This is a genomic window from Streptomyces sp. NPDC050548 (genome assembly GCF_044457385.1).
In the GTDB taxonomy this organism is placed as follows: domain Bacteria; phylum Actinomycetota; class Actinomycetes; order Streptomycetales; family Streptomycetaceae; genus Streptomyces.
Map to the genome: position 1 here is coordinate 664662 of NZ_JBITGV010000002.1, position 14701 is coordinate 679362.

Genomic DNA, 14701 nt, shown 5'->3' on the forward strand with positions numbered 1-14701 from the left:
CCGGGCGAGGCGTGGCGCTCAGGCGGAGGCCTCGGTGCGGAGGCGGCGCAGCCGGTGCATGACCTCGTTGGCGCCCCGGCCGAAGTAGTCGTGCAGGAGGCGGTATTCGGCGTACAGCCGGTCGTAGGCGGCGGCCCGCTCGGGGTCTGGCCGATAGACGGCGGGCCGGGCCTTGGCCATGGCGTGGGAGGCGGCCCGGATGTCCGCGTGCGCGCCGGCCGCGACCGCCGCGTGCATCGCCGCACCGAGCGCGGGGCCCTGCGCCGAGTCGATGACACCGAGCGGCAGGCGGGTGACGTCGGCGTAGATCTGCATCAGCAGCGGGTTCTTCATCAGGCCGCCCGCGACGATGAGTTCACGGACCGGTACTCCGGAGGTCTCGAACGCCTCGATGATGGTGCGGGTGCCGAAGGCGGTGGCCTCCAGCAGCGCCCGGTAGACGTCCTCGGGCCGGGTGGACAGCGTCAGGCCCACCACGACACCGCTGAGGTCGTGGTCGACGAGCACGCTGCGGTTGCCGCTCTGCCAGTCCAGGGCGAGCAACCCGTGCTCGCCCACCCGCTGTTCGGCGGCCAGCGCGGTGAGGTGCTCGTGCGGGTCACGGCCGAGCGCGGCGGCCTCCTCGGCGTACGAGGCCGGGAAGCCGGTGCGCACGAACCAGCCGAAGATGTCCCCGACGCCGCTCTGTCCGGCCTCGTATCCCCACAGTCCCGGCAGGATGCCGCCCTGGACGACCCCGCACATGCCCGGCACTTCGGCCCACTGGTCGCTGCTCATGACATGGCAGGTGGAGGTGCCCATGATGGCGACCATCCGGCCCGGCTCCACGGCGGTGGCCGCGGGGGCGGTCACATGGGCGTCGACGTTCCCGACGCACACGGCGATGCCCTCGGGCAGGCCCGTCCAGGCCGCCGCCTCGGCCGTCAACCCGCCTGCCCGGTCGCCGAGTTGGCCGATGGGCTGGTCCAGCTTGTCGATGACGAAGCCGGCGAAGTCGGGGTTGAGCGCGGCCAGGTAGTCGCTGGAGGGGTAATTGCCGTCCTGGAGTTGGCCCTTGTACCCGGCGGTGCACGCGTTGCGGACGTAGGTGCCGCTGAGTCGCCAGACGATCCAGTCGGCGGCCTCGATCCAGCGCTCGGTCAACTCGTAGAGTTCCGGGTCCTCTTCGAGCAGTTGCAGGGCCTTGGCGAACTCCCACTCCGAGGAGATCTTCCCGCCGTAGCGCTTGAGCCAGGGCTCCTTGCGGGCGTCGGCCAGCTCGGTGATGCGGTCGGCCTGGGCCTGCGCGGCGTGATGGCGCCAGAGCTTGACGTAGGCGTGCGGGTGGCCGGCGAACTCGGGCAGTTCGCACAGAGGCGTGCCGTCGGCGAGAACCGGCAGGACCGTACAGGCGGTGAAGTCCGTGCCGATACCGACGACTTGGTCCGGTCGTACGCCGGAAAGGGCCAGTGCCTCGGGTACGGCGATGCGCAGCACGTCGATGTAGTCGGCGGGGACCTGGAGCGCCCAGTCGGGCGGCAGCGGGGTGCCGTCGGGGAGCTGCCGGTCGAGGACGGCGTGGGTGTACGGGTGCTCGGCGGCGGCCAGTTCGGCGCCGTCGGCGACCCGGACCACCACGGCGCGGCCGGACAGCGTGCCGTAGTCGACTCCGATGACGTAGGTGTCGAGGCCTGCGCGGTCCTCGTGGGGTGCGTTCACAACCGGCCGTCCTTCTGCTGATCGGTGATTCGGTGTGCCCTGGCGGGCCTGGCCCATGGAGACCAGGCCCGGTCTCGGGCGGGGCCTACTGGACGAGCTTCCAGTCCTGCGAGCCGTCCGTGAGCGCGGTCTGCAGGGTGAGTTGCGCTCCGGCGGTCGCGCCGGTCAGGTACAGGCTCGTGTTCTTCACGGACTGCAGTGTGTAGAACCCGTCGCTGTTCTTGACGAGGTTCCAGCTGCCGGTGGAGCTGTTGTCGACCCACTGGCCGATCTTCTGGCCGGCCGTGGCGTTGCCCGTCCAGATGGCGGCCGCCCTGCCGCCGGACTTGTTGAGGAGGGTCGTGCCGCCGTTCGGTTCGGTCACCACGTGCCAGTACTCGGTGTCCGGGTCGGCCGCCGCGCCGGCGTCCTCCAGGACCACGTCGGGCACGTTCGCGTTGCCGAGGTTGGCGTCGTTGGTCCTGTTGCCGGTGCCGATCACCTGGCCGGTCTTGCGGTTGACCAGCTTGTAGTAGGCACCGTCCGAGTGCCCGAGGTCGACCTCGGCGTAGGCGATCGTGGACGTGCCCTGGTTGTTGAGGATCGCGACGCGGCCGGTGCCGTCGACGTACTGGAGATTGCGGCTGTAGCCGGCCGGCGAGGTCGTCTGGTACTCCGTCCACACTCCGTCGCTGCGCCCGCTCTTGTTGACCCAGACGTCGCCGCTGCCCGCCGCGTTGTACACCAGGCGTCCGTCGGGGAGCCGGACGATCACCGGGCTGCCGCCGCCCGGGAGCGGGCGGGAACCCGCGACCACGGGCAGCGAGCCGACGGACATGCCGGTCTGGGTGCCGCGGAAGAACTTCAGCGGGTCGTCGGCGATCACGTACCGGGTGTTGGCCCCGCCGCCCCAGTACTCGAACGTCAGCATCCACCGGCCGTCCGTGGTGGGGACGACATTGGTCATGCCGGGCCGGCCGCCACCGATCTCCGTCTTGCCGCCCCCCATGTCCTGGACGGCACCGGAGATGTCGACGACCGGGCTGCTCCACTTGCCGTCGCTGCCGTCCCAGGTCTTGTGGACGAGGATCTGGCCGTGCGAGTCGGTGGCGGTGTCATTGGCGGGGTCGAGCGTCGCGACACCGGTGACCGGGTCGAAGCCCGTGTAGTCGTTCTCGTCGGAGTAGTAGCAGACGAGCTTGCCCTTGTAGACCATCAGGTACGGCTCCCACAGGGGGTCGACCTGCTTGTCCGTGTTGGCGGTCGCGACGTTCCGGCCGATGGCGCCCGCGCTGCCGCCCTGCCACCCACCGGTGGCGATGACGTTGACCACCTTCCAGGTCCTGCCCTCGTCGCCGCTCGAATACAGGGCGATCGCCAGGTCCTTGCGGTCCCCGTCGTTGTTCGGCGTCCAGTTGGGGTCGGCCGCCTTCTGCTCCTTGTAGTAGTAGTCGTCGCCCGACACGACACTCGCCAGCAGCAGTGTGCCCTTCTTGAGGCTGCCGACCTTCTGCGGAAGGACGTAGAGGTAGGGGTTGGTCCAGTTGCTCGTGTACTTCGCGTACCGGGGATCCTTGGAGAGATACGCCGGAGCCTTGACCTCCGACAACGGCTGCCAGCTCGTGCCCTCGTCGTCGCTCTTGTAGACCGGGAGGGTCTGTCCGTCGGCGGTGCCCGACGCCGGCACGACGGTCGACTTCTCGAAGGACGCGACGAGCCGGCCGCTCGGCAGCTGCGCCGACTTCGGATAGACCGCGCAGTTGCCGCGCCCCTTCAGGCACGCGTCACTGCCGAGCTGGTAGAGAGTCCCGCCCGTCGGGTTGTACGCCTGCGCACTGGCCATGGGGATGGCGAGGATCGCGGATGTGGCAGCTAGGGTTCCGAGGGCTCGTCCAAGCCGTCTTCTCTGCATGGCCCCTCCTCAGGGGAGTTGGTTCACGATCGGTTGGCTGTGTCGGAGACGAGGACGCGTACGTCCCAGGCGCCGAGGTTCAGGGCCGTGCCGGTGACGACCGCATCACCGGTCAGGGCGTCGGTGAGGTCCGCCGGGGCGGGGACGCTCGTGGGCTCCCAGCTCCAGTTGTGGACGATGTGGACACGGCGGCCGTCGGGTGCGGTCCCGGTGGTCGCGGTGACGGTCGGGGGAAGGTGCTGCCAGCCGCTGGTCGCGGCCGGGGACAGCCACTCGGCCAGGGCCCGGGCGAGATCGCGGTCCGGCGCCGTGCCGACGCAGGTGATCCGGCCCGCGCCGTGGCTGCGGGTGGTCACCGCGGGCCAGCGGCCGTAGTGCGGGTGCTCGTAGGCGGCGAGGACCTCGGCGTCCACGGCGGTGAGGCCTTCGATCCACCGTGTGGCATGGGCGGTTGCGGGTATCTGGAACGGTCCACCGGGCACCGCGCGCACCGGTACGTCCTGAGTGAGGTTGCCGAACTCGTCGTACTGCACGCCCGCCGCCGCGACGAGCCGTCCGGGGGCCGGTTGGTGGCGGGCCCGTGCCTCGTGGTCGGCGTAGCCGGTGCGCGGGCCGAGGACCAGGTGGCCGCCGGCGTGGGCGTACGCCTCCAGCCAGTCGAGCGTGGAGTCGTCGACGACATACAGGGCCGGGGCGACGAGAACCGGATGGCGTTCCACGGCCTCTTGCGGTGTCATGCCGTCCCGCTCGCCGCGCGGATCGTGCAGCTGGCGGGCGTGCACGATGCGCACCTGGCGGCCCGCGTCGAAGGCGCCACGGTAGAAGGGGTCGAAGAACCGGTGGTAGGCGGCGGCGTCCGGTTCGCCGTCGGCGTTCGCGAGCGGCGGGTACTTCTGCATCAGCCACTTGCTCGGCATCGAGTAGACCATCGTGATGTCCGCGTCCGGTTCGAGACCGGCGACGAGTGCGCCCGCGGTGTCGAACTCCGCGCCGAGCCGGGCGATTTCGGCATACGTACGGCCGGGCCGGCCGCTGTGCGGAAGGACTCCGCCCCAGTAGGTCTCCGCGCCGAAACGCAGCGTCTGCCACTGCCAGTACTCGATCATCCGGGCCCCGCGCGCGACATGCGCCCAGGCGGCCTGACGCCACTGGCCGTCGTAGCCGGGCCGGTTGTCCCACGCGAAACCGATGCTCTGGGCGTTGGTCTCGGTGACGAGGAACGGCTCCTGGCGCGAGGAGAACATCCAGTCGGCGGTCTGGTACATCGACCAGACCCCGGTGGTCTTCCACTGCTGCTCGTGGTCGTCGGGGGTGGGGTCGGGAAGGAGGAGGCCGTCCTGCATGTCGTAGTACGGGTTGCCGGAGGCGACGTCGAGGCGGTCCGACAGCTCGTCGTCCTCGACTCCCTGGCGGGTGTACGAGATGCAGGTGGTGACGAACTGGCCGGGCCGCGTGTACTCGCGGACGAGGTCGGCCTGCCAGCCGATGAACTCGGTGACCTGGCGGGCCTGGAACTCCCGCCAGGCGACGTCGTATTGAGGCTGCTCGTTGCCGTCCGGGGTCCACAGGTCGGCCCAGGTGGACAGGCGGTGGGACCAATAGACCAGTCCCCATTCGCGGTTGAGGGTCTCGACGTCGCCGTACTTCTCCCGCAGATGGTCCACGAAGCGCTGGAAGACACCGTTGTTGTGGAGGAGGTGCAGGCCCGGCTCGTTGTCCACCTGCCAGCCGATGACCGCCGGGTGGTCGGCGTACCGGGCGACCATCCTGCGGATGAGCCGCTCCGCGTGGAAACGGAACGCGGGGTGGGTGAAGTCGATCTCCTGGCGGGCGCCCCAGCCGAGCCGCTGCCCGGTGGCGTACTCGGCGGTGATCTCCGGGTACAGGCGGACCAGCCACTGGGGGGTGGCGTAGGTCGGGGTGCCGAGGACGACGGAGATGCCCCGCTCGTGGGCGCCGTCCAACACCGGTTGCAGCCAGTCGAGTTCGAAGCGGCCGTTCTCCGGCTCCCAGGTCGACCAGACCGACTCGCCGACCCGGATCACGGTGAAGTGCGCCTCGGCCATCAGGTCCAGGTCGGTCTTGAGCTGTTCGTCGGGCCGCGCGAGGGAGCCGTAGGCGGGCGTGTACTCGTGGTAGTACGCGGCACCGAACAGGACACGGGCAGGCAGAGCCGCCATGGGGGGAAACCTCCGGGGAAACGGGAAGTGGTACGAGGGACGCGGACGCGCTACTGCTTGACGCCGCCGGACGCCAGGCCGCTCTGCCAGTACCGCTGGAGCATCAGGAACGCCACGACCAGCGGGACGATCGAGATCAGGGAGCCGGTCACCACCAGGGCGAGCATGTCGCTGCTGGAGCCCGCCCCGCCGTTCTGGGCCTGCGCCGCCCAGGAGGAGAGGCCGACGGTGACGGGGTACAGATTCGGGTTGTTGAGCATGATCAGCGGCAGGAAGTAGTTGTTCCAGGTCGCCACCAGCGTGAACAGCAGGACGGTCACGAGACCGGGACCGAGCAGCCTCAGGACGATCCGGAAGAAGATCCGCGCCTCGCCGGCGCCGTCGATCCGGGCGGCCTCCAGGATGCTGTCGGGCACGGCGTCCTCGGCGTACACCCGCATCAGATAGAGGCCGAACGGGTTGACCAGGGACGGCAGGATGACGGCCCAGGGGGTGTTGACCAGGCCCGCCTTGGCGAACAGCAGATAGGTCGGGATCGCCAGCGCGGTGGCCGGAACCATCACCGCGCCCACGACGAGATTGAACGCCACCCGGTCGCCGCGGAAGCGGAACTTGGCGAAGCCGTAGCCGCCGGCCGCCGCGAGCAGCGCGGCGCCGACCGAGCTGACACCCGCGTACATGACCGTGTTGAGCAGCCAGTGCACGAAGACGCCGTCGTCCTGGGTGAAGGTGGCCCTGATGTTCGCCAGCAGCTGCGGGGCGTGCGAGAACCACAGGCCGAAGGTGTTGAAGAGGTCCTGGGTGCTCTTGGTCGAGGCGACCAGCAGCCACAGCAGCGGCAGCAGGAAGTACGCCAGGACGGCCAGCATGGCGATCGTCAGCGGGGTGCTGTGCCGCTTCCTGCCCCGCTTGCGCACGGCGGCCGGAGCCCGCTTCGCCGGCGGAGCCAGCTCGGCCGTGGGAAGGGTGGTCGTCATGATGTCCTCCTGCGGTTGGCGGTGAGCAGGACGGCATAAGAGACGATCACGATGACGAGGCCGAGGAGGAAGGACACCGTGGCCGCGTAGTTGACCTGCTGTCCGGTGAACGCGAGCGTGTAGGCGTAGAGGTTGGCGGTGTAGGAGCTGCTGATCACGTCCGGGGCGATGCTCATCAACAGCTTCGGCTCGTTGAAGAGTTGGAAGCTGCCGATCACCGAGAACAGCAGGGTGAGCATCAACGCGGGCCGCAGGGCGGGCAGTTTGATGGACCAGGCGATGCGCCAGGCGCCCGCGCCGTCCATCGCGGCCGCCTCGTACAGCTCCTCGGGAATGGTGCGCAGCGCGGCGTACAGGATGATCATGTTGTAGCCGACGAACTCCCAGGTCACGATGTTCGACAGGCTCCCGAGCATCCAGCCGTCGCTGAGGAAGGCCGGGGCCGGCAGATGCAGGTCGTGGCTCAGCTGCGCGAACGGGCCGAAGTCCGGTCCGTACAGATAGCCCCACATGAGCGCGGCGACCACGCTCGGCACGGCGTACGGGACGAAGATGCCGAGCCGGATCACCTTGGCGAACCGCAGCAGCCCGCTGTCGAGGGCGAGCGCGAACAGCAGCGCCAGCAGCAGCATCAACGGGACCTGGATCACGAAGAACAGGGCGACGCGTACGACACCGTGGATGAGCTGGGGGTCGCCCAGGGCCCGGACGTAGTTGTCCAGGCCGACGAACGCCGTTCCGCCGATGAGCCGTTCCTGGAAGAGGCTCAGATAGGCGGCGTAGCCGAGCGGGGCGAGGAAGAGCAGCAGGAACAGCGCCATGAAGGGTGCGACGAACAGTGGCCCTGCCGACCGGCGGCGGCGCGCGCCGCCGCGCCGGCCCTTGGGGGAGGCCGCGGTTGTGGCAGTCATCATCGGGCCTTTCTGAGGGGTGGGGTGTGCCGGGGACCGGATCCCGCGCCGCCGCGCGGGACCCGGTGCACCGTCAGGCCGAGTGGACCGTGAAGCCCTGGGTCTTGGCGTACGTGGTGAGCCGCGACTGCCAACTGCCCAGCGCGCGCACGGTGTTCGTCTTGTCGGCGAGGGACTTGCCGACGGTCTCGGTCCAGTCGGTCGCCGCCTGGTCGAGGAACGGGGGCCACTGGAAGGAGGAGTTGACCGTGGAGCTGATGTCGGCGAAGACCTGGTTGACCTTCTGGCCGCCGTAGAAGGTCGGCGCGTCCGACACGAAGTCGGCCTCCGTGAGCAGGGCCTTGGTCGCCGGGAAGAAGAACTGCTCGGTGGCGAACATCTTGGCGCTGGCCGGGTCGGTGTTGAGGAACTGGGCGAACACCGCCGCCTGGATGGGGTTCTTGGTGGAGCGGATGACCGCGGTGGTCGAGCCGCCCCAGTTGCCGGAGCTGGGCTTGGCCGCGTCCCACTGCGGGAGCGGGGCCGCGCGCCACTTGCCCGCGGTGGCCTTGGCGGAGCCGGAGAGGAAGACCGGGCCCCAGGCGGCGGTCAGCCAGGTCGCGTACTTGCCCTTGTTGAGGGCCGCGTACCAGGAGTCGGTGAAGTCCGGCTCCACGCCGATGACGCCCTCCTTGGCGAGTCCGCCCCAGTAGTCGCCGAGCTTCTGGGAGACGGCGTCGTCCACGCCGATGGTGATGTCGCTCTTGCCGGACAGCGCGTAGGGCTTGGCGCCCGCCTGCCACAACAGGCCGTGCCAGGCGGCGACTTGGTTGGCGGCGAGGTTGGTGAGGTAGACGTCCGGGTCGGCCTTGTGCAGCTTACGGGCCGCCGCGGCGAACTCGTCCCAGGTGGTGGGGACTTCGATGCCGTGCTTGTCGAAGATGTCCTTGCGGTACAGCATGCCCATCGGGCCGGTGTCCTGCGGGATCGCCCAGATCTGGCCGCCGCTGCCGGTGACCTGGCCCCAAGTCCAGTCCACGAACGTCGACTTGAGGGCCGAGGCGCCGTAGGGACGCAGGTCGAGGAGGCTGTCGGTGATGGTGAAGGTCGGGATGGCCTGGTACTCGATCTGCACCATGTCCGGGGCGCCGCTGTTCGCCTTGAGCGCGGTGCGCAGCTTGGTGTACTGCGGGGTGCCCTGACCGGCGTTGACGACCTTGATCTTGACCGCCGGGTACTTCTTCTCGAAGAGCGCGACCTCCTTGTCGATGTTCGGGACCCAGGTCCAGAACGTCAGCTCGGTCGGCGTCTTCATGGCCTTGTCGATGTCGGCCTGGCTGACCGGCTTGCTGGACGCGGTCGAGCCGCCGGAGCCGCTGCCGCCGCAGGCGGTGAGAGTGACGCCGAGCGACAGGGCCCCGGTCGTGGCGAGGAAACCCCGACGGCTCATCGAGAAGGGGCCGGGCGTGGACGAAGAGGTGTTTCTGGGCATGGTGAACTCCCGCCGGTGGCGAAGTTGACGGCACGCCTGGCAAGGGCGTGCGGATGCGTGATGGAGGAGGGCGCGGACGCGCCGGCCGAGGCACGCGCGCCGACGGGGTCGGGCACGCGTCCTCGTGGACCGGGCCGACGACTGCTCCCGATGCGGAGAGGGAGGTCGTGGCCGAAGAAGAAGGTGGTGAGCCGGCGACGGAGACGGTGGGCGAGGCGGCTCGCCGTCTGTCGGCTTCAGGAACGGCCTTGCCTGGCAAGGGCGTTCGGAGGGACGGGGGGTGACCGGGACCTGCGGCTCGTCCTCTGGTCACGCACCGGCCGTGCGTTCGTGCTGTCCGGGCTGACCGGCGTCGTCACTGGTGGGTGGCCGGTCCTCCGTTCGACAGCGGAGCGCTGCGCGCGCCCCCGCGGGAACGGACGGTGGTACGTCTGCCGCGGGCCGGGGTCGTCCGGCCGGGTGGCGGCGCGGTCGAGGTACGGATGATGAGGTCGACCGGCGGGGGGCTCGACGGTAAAGGAGCCGCGTTCGGGTTCTCGATGGCGTGCACCAGACGCTTGAGCCCTTCCTGGGCCACGGCGTCGAACGGCTGGCGCACCGTGGTCAGCGGGGGAGTCACATAGGCGGCGACCGGGATGTCGTCGAAGCCGACCACACTGACGTCCTCGGGGACGCGCAGTCCGGCCTCCGTCAGCGCGCGGATCAGTCCGATCGCCATGTCGTCGTTGGCGGCGAACACCGCGGTGACCCCACTGTCCTCGGCCAGTCGGCGTCCCGCCAGGTACCCGGACGCGGCCGACCAGTCGCCCTCGACGGGCGGCGGTACGACCCTGCCGTGGGCGGTCAGGGCGGCCCGCCAGCCGTCGAGACGGTCCCGCGCCGCGTACCACCGTTGTGGGCCCGCGAGGTGATGGACCGTCATATGGCCGAGTTCCAGGAGATGTTCGGTGGCGGTGTGGGCCATCAGGTCGGCGCCGTCGCCCGCGGTCAGCACCAGCGGCGCGGAGACCGGCGAGGGTGCGCCGAGGACGAGGATCGGAACGTTCAGACGGGGAGCGGCACTTCCGTCGTCACCGGGCATGCCCTCCTCCTCGATCGGTTCGGAGATGACGATGCCGTCCACGCCCTGATCGAGGAGCGAGTCCACGGCACCGGCCATGCCCGCCGGGTCGCCTTCCATCGTGTTGACCACACGCAGCGCGTAGCCGGTGTCCCGGACGACCCGCTCGACCCCCATGAGCAGCGAGGCCGGACCGTACAGCGCCGTCCCCAGCGTCACGACGCCGATCGAGCGGGTGCGTCCGGAGGCCAGTGCCCGGGCGGCGTTGTTGCGCCGGTAGCCGAGCTCCTCTGCGGCTTCGAGAACGCGCCGGCGGACATCGGCGGAGACGTACTGCTCGTCGTTGAAGACCCGCGACACCGTCTTCTGGGAGACCCCGGCGAGGCGCGCGACGTCCACGCTGCGCGGAGCCGCGGTGTTCCCGCCGCGCCCTGTCCCTCGCGTCATGGTGTCTCCCGATGGCCGGTTTCTCCGTCTGGCTGCGCAGTCATGTCTGCGCTGTCATGTCTACGCAGTCATACGGCTGTCGTCAAGAGTCCGGAACGTATCCGTAACTTCGGGGCAGGTGCCGCACGACAGAAGACGGAGTGCGCCGAGGAGGCCCCTCGGCAACTACGGCCGCCCGGACACCGCCGACAGCGAGGTGCTCGCCGCCGCCGTCGCGGCCGACGCGCACGGATTCGTCAGCGCGCTGCCCGAGGGCTACGACACCGGTCGGCAAGCACGGGGACAATCTCTCCGGCGGTCAGCGCCGCAGGATCGCCCTGGCCCGCGCCATGCTGCGCACCGCACCCGTACTCGTCCTGGACGAGCCCACGACCGCCGCCCTGGCCGACCTCGTCCTCGACCTGTCCGACGCCACAGCCGTACTGACGGCACCCGAACAGATCGCGGCCTAGGCGGCCTGCGCGCTACGGGCTCGCCGGTGGTACCGCAGCGGGCAGGTCCAGCGCGCGGCCGAGGGCCCGGACGACGGGGACGGCGTGTCCCGACAGGTGCAAAGGGGCCCAGGCGGCGGCCAGTTGGAGGAAGTCGGCCAGATCGCGCTCCGCGCCGGCGAGCAGGCCGCGCAGCTCGGCGACGGGCACTTCGATCACGGGACTGCCGTCGTCCTCGGCGTCGACGGTCAGCCGGACGAGGTCGCCGTGGCGTTCGGCGACGGGAGAGGGGTCGTGCCCGAAGGAGGCCCAGCCGTCGCCGTCGACCACCTCCCACCAGTCACGGCGCTCGTCCAGCCCGTTGCAGCAGCCGGGCAGCAGCGCGGTGCCGGTCGCCGTGTCCGTGATCCGCAGGCCGCCGGACGCGAAGGGGTCGTCCATCGTGAGCAGTCCGTGCAGGAAGGTGCCGAGCGGGTCGGTGTCGCTCTCGGGCGCGGCGGTGTTGCCGTCGGCGATGTGCATCACCGCCGCACCCACCTCCTTCGGCGTGAGCCCGCCATGGAGCGGCAGGAAGCCGTACGGCGCGGACTCGGCGACGGGCCAGAGGGCGAAGCCGTCACGGGCGCGCGTTTCCAGGACCGGCTGCAGAACGATCACCCGAGTAGTCTGCGGCACGCTGCTCGTGGCCGCCCCTCGTCGATCTCGATCTCGTTGCGGATCACGGTCGGGGACGGCAACTCCCTTGTGTTCAGGGCAGGATCCCGACCATCCCGGTCAACGACCGTGACGCCGACCGGCGGACGGCTGCCGTACCCCAGGAGACACCCATGCCGAAACTCGAAGTCGACGGCGCGGTACTCGTGTACGACGACGAAGGCCCCCGTGACGGAGCCGACGTGCCGCTGGTGTTCATTCACGGCTGGACGGCCAACCGGCACCGCTGGGACGACCAGTTCGCGCACTTCTCGGCCGAACGGCGGGTCGTACGGCTCGACTTGCGCGGGCACGGCGAGAGCACGGGGGCGGGGTCGCGGACCGTCGACGCGTTGGCCGCGGACGTCGTCGCGCTGCTCGACCACCTGGAGGTCGACCGCTTCGTGCCGGTCGGGCACTCCATGGGCGGGATGATCGCGCAGACCCTGGCCCTCGCGCACCCCGAGCGGGTCGAGCGGATGGTGCTGGTCGACTCGATCAGCCGCATGACGTACAGCTGGGCGCGCGGTGTGCTGCTCGCGGTGTCCACGCTGCTGCCGTTCAAGCTGTTCGTCGCCGCCAACATCCAGCGCGCCTTCGCGCCCGGCTACCCCAAGGACGAGATCCGCCAGTACATCGAGGCCTCCGCCGCCACGCCCCGCGAGGTCGTCATGACCTGCTACGGCGCGATGCGTGCCTTCGACGTCCTGGACCGGGTCCACGAGATCACCGCGTCCACGCTCATCGTGCACGGCTACCACGACATCCAGTTGCCGCTCTCCCAGATGCTGCGGATGGCGAACGCGTACCCCGACGCGGTCGTCCGGATCGTCGACGCCGGTCATGAGCTGCCCGTGGAGAAACCGGCCGAACTCACCGCGCTCCTCGGCAAGTTCGTGATCGCACCGACGGGCTGAGGAACCAGAACTCAGGCCGGCCGTACCAGTCCCGCGTCGTACGCGAAGATCACCGCCTGGACCCGGTCCCGGGCGCCGATCTTGGCGAGGATGCGGCTGACGTGGGACTTGACGGTGGACTCGGCGAGACAGAGACGCTCGGCGATCTCGGTGTTGCTCCAGCCCGAGGCCATGACGGTGAGGACCTCGCGCTCGCGGTCGGTGAGGGTGTCGAGCCGGCGGTCCTGCTCGGGGGTGCGGCCGGGCATCCGGTCGCCGAAGGCGTCGATGAGCTTGCGCGTCAGACCGGGCGAGATGACCGCGTCCCCGGCGGCCACCGCGCGGATGCCCGCGACCAGTTCCTCGGGCAGCGCGTCCTTGAGGAGGAAACCGCTGGCCCCGGCGCGCAGCGCGGCGTACGCGTACTCGTCGAGGTCGAAGGTGGTCAGGACGAGGACGCGGGAACGGCCCCCGGACTGCACGATGCGGCGCGTGGCCTCGATGCCGTCCATGCCGGGCATCCGTACGTCCATCAGGACCACGTCGGGGCGGAGTTCGGCCGTCAGCCGGACCGCCTCGACGCCGTGCGTGGCCTCGCCGACCGTGCTCAGGTCGGGATACTGCTCGATCAGCATGCTGAAGCCGAGGCGCTGCAATGCCTGGTCGTCGACGATGAGGACGGTGGTCATGCCGGGTGCTTCTCCATGAGGTCGGGGGCGGTCGAGGTGGGCAGGAGGAGGGCGCGGACGGTCCAGCCGCCTTGGGAGTTGGGGCCCGCGGCGACCTGTCCGCCGTAGAGCGCGGCCCGTTCGCGCATGCCGACCAGGCCCTTGCCCTGCTCGTCGGTGCCGGAGGTCAGCCGCGGGCCGGTGTCCTCGACGGTGACGTGCACGGCCTCGGGGTCGGCCGCGACCGTGACCTCGACGGTCGTGTCCGGTGCCGCGTGCTTGAGCGTGTTGGTGAGGGCTTCCTGCACGATGCGGTAGACGGCGAGCTGAAGTCCCTGGGGGAGACCGGTGAGTTCGCCCTTGAGGCGCAGGGCGGCGGCCGGGCCCGCGGCCCGGACCCGCTCCATCAGGGGACCGAGGTCGGACAGTCCGGGCTGGGGCGCGAACGGGGTGTCGTCGGGTTCGTCCTCGTGGATGACGGCGAGCAGTCTGCGCAGTTCCGCCAGGGCGCCGCGTCCGCTCTCCGCGATGATCCGCAGCGTGTCCGCGCCCCGCTTGGGTTTGCTCTCGGCGAGCCCGGCGGCGCCGCCCGCCAGGCCGACGATCACGGCGAGGGTGTGGCCGAGGATGTCGTGCATTTCCCGTGCCACCCGGGCGCGTTCACCGGCGGCGGCCAGCCGGGCCCGCTGGTCGCGCTCCACCTCAAGACGGACGGCGTGGTCCTTGAGGGCCTCGATGTAGGCGTTCACGAGTTTTCCGGCCAGGCCGAGCGCGGCCATCGACAGGACGGCGACCACGGCCAGGAACGCCAGCACCGGGGTACTGGCCTGTTGATCCGACGACTTGAGGCTGTTGAAGAAGACGATCGACACGAACGTCTGCAGGAGGTTGTACACGACGCCGACGGCCAGCTGGCTCGGAGCCCCGTAGCGTCCCAGATTGAGCAGCGCCACCAGTTGGGTGGCGCTCGATCCTGAGTCCACCCCCAGGGCGAGGCACACCTGGGAGAGGACGACCAGGGCGGCGAACACCAGCACAGGCCGCTGCCTGCGCCACAGCAGCGGCACGGTGAACCCGGCGGTCACCGCCAGCATCAGCACGAAGGCCGGGACGGAGTCGTGGGCGGCCCGCACCAGGCCCGGAATCCCGGCCAGCGCGTAGCAGGCCGGCACACCCCACAGCCTCACCCGCGGATGGGCCGTGTCGGCCTGCCGCACCCGCCCCAGCCAGGTGAGCAGCCCGACGACCGCGCGGTACTCGGAGTCGCCCAGCCGGGCCCCTCCCATCAGGCTCTCCGGCATGAGGGACCGGGCCGTCATCGGTGGTGAGGTCACGGGATACACCCTCCATGGTGCAGGCGGGCCGCCCGCCGGTCCCG

General features: G+C 70.3%; 12 protein-coding genes and 1 pseudogene. 3 read left to right on the forward strand and 10 right to left on the reverse strand.

Going from position 1 to position 14701, the window contains the following annotated elements:
- Positions 1-18 precede the first annotated feature (18 nt).
- The 7 genes from araB to ACIBJH_RS08925 all read right to left on the reverse strand — a co-directional run bounded on the left by araB (position 19) and on the right by ACIBJH_RS08925 (position 10635).
- Complete coding sequence (gene araB / locus ACIBJH_RS08895; protein WP_399116145.1) at positions 19-1698, reverse strand: ribulokinase; 1680 nt, start codon at positions 1696-1698, stop codon at positions 19-21.
- Between the two features lie 85 nt (positions 1699-1783).
- Complete coding sequence (locus tag ACIBJH_RS08900) at positions 1784-3589, reverse strand: RICIN domain-containing protein (RefSeq protein ID WP_399116146.1); 1806 nt, start codon at positions 3587-3589, stop codon at positions 1784-1786.
- Between the two features lie 23 nt (positions 3590-3612).
- Complete coding sequence (locus tag ACIBJH_RS08905; RefSeq protein WP_399116147.1) at positions 3613-5769, reverse strand: beta-galactosidase; 2157 nt, start codon at positions 5767-5769, stop codon at positions 3613-3615.
- A 50-nt stretch (positions 5770-5819) separates the two neighbouring features.
- Complete coding sequence (locus tag ACIBJH_RS08910) at positions 5820-6746, reverse strand: carbohydrate ABC transporter permease (RefSeq protein ID WP_399116148.1); 927 nt, start codon at positions 6744-6746, stop codon at positions 5820-5822.
- Positions 6743-7660, reverse strand: a complete 918-nt coding sequence (locus ACIBJH_RS08915) for an ABC transporter permease subunit (RefSeq protein WP_019068007.1) — start codon at positions 7658-7660, stop codon at positions 6743-6745. Before ACIBJH_RS08915 ends, ACIBJH_RS08910 begins: the two co-directional genes overlap by 4 nt.
- Positions 7661-7730: 70 nt before the next feature.
- Positions 7731-9128 carry an ABC transporter substrate-binding protein gene (locus tag ACIBJH_RS08920; RefSeq protein WP_399116149.1) on the reverse strand — a complete coding sequence of 466 codons (1398 nt, stop codon included), beginning with the start codon at positions 9126-9128 and terminating at the stop codon, positions 7731-7733.
- A 355-nt stretch (positions 9129-9483) separates the two neighbouring features.
- Positions 9484-10635 (reverse strand): LacI family DNA-binding transcriptional regulator, encoded by a 1152-nt coding sequence (locus ACIBJH_RS08925; protein ID WP_399116150.1) that lies wholly within the window; start codon positions 10633-10635, stop codon positions 9484-9486.
- A 140-nt stretch (positions 10636-10775) separates the two neighbouring features.
- On the opposite strand from ACIBJH_RS08925, the pseudogene ACIBJH_RS08930 reads away from it, so the two are divergent.
- Together ACIBJH_RS08930 and ACIBJH_RS08935 are read left to right on the forward strand one after the other, a co-directional pair.
- A pseudogene (locus tag ACIBJH_RS08930) lies at positions 10776-10952 on the forward strand (hypothetical protein); the annotation flags it as partial.
- A 12-nt stretch (positions 10953-10964) separates the two neighbouring features.
- Positions 10965-11087, forward strand: coding sequence for a hypothetical protein (locus tag ACIBJH_RS08935; RefSeq protein ID WP_399116395.1), 123 nt, complete (start codon positions 10965-10967; stop codon positions 11085-11087).
- 12 nt (positions 11088-11099) lie between these two features.
- Here ACIBJH_RS08935 and ACIBJH_RS08940 read toward each other — a convergent pair whose 3' ends face one another.
- Entirely contained in the window at positions 11100-11723 is a 624-nt protein-coding gene (locus ACIBJH_RS08940; RefSeq protein ID WP_399116151.1) for a hypothetical protein, read from the reverse strand.
- A gap of 170 nt (positions 11724-11893) precedes the next feature.
- On the opposite strand from ACIBJH_RS08940, the gene ACIBJH_RS08945 reads away from it, so the two are divergent.
- Positions 11894-12676: an alpha/beta fold hydrolase gene (locus ACIBJH_RS08945; protein ID WP_399116152.1), complete on the forward strand. Its 783-nt coding sequence runs from the start codon at positions 11894-11896 to the stop codon at positions 12674-12676.
- Between the two features lie 11 nt (positions 12677-12687).
- Here ACIBJH_RS08945 and ACIBJH_RS08950 read toward each other — a convergent pair whose 3' ends face one another.
- Both ACIBJH_RS08950 and ACIBJH_RS08955 read right to left on the reverse strand, forming a co-directional pair.
- Entirely contained in the window at positions 12688-13344 is a 657-nt protein-coding gene (locus ACIBJH_RS08950) for a response regulator transcription factor (protein WP_019068012.1), read from the reverse strand.
- Entirely contained in the window at positions 13341-14642 is a 1302-nt protein-coding gene (locus ACIBJH_RS08955; protein ID WP_399116387.1) for a sensor histidine kinase, read from the reverse strand. The genes ACIBJH_RS08950 and ACIBJH_RS08955 overlap by 4 nt, the downstream gene beginning before the upstream one ends.
- Between the last annotated feature and the right edge of the window lie 59 nt (positions 14643-14701).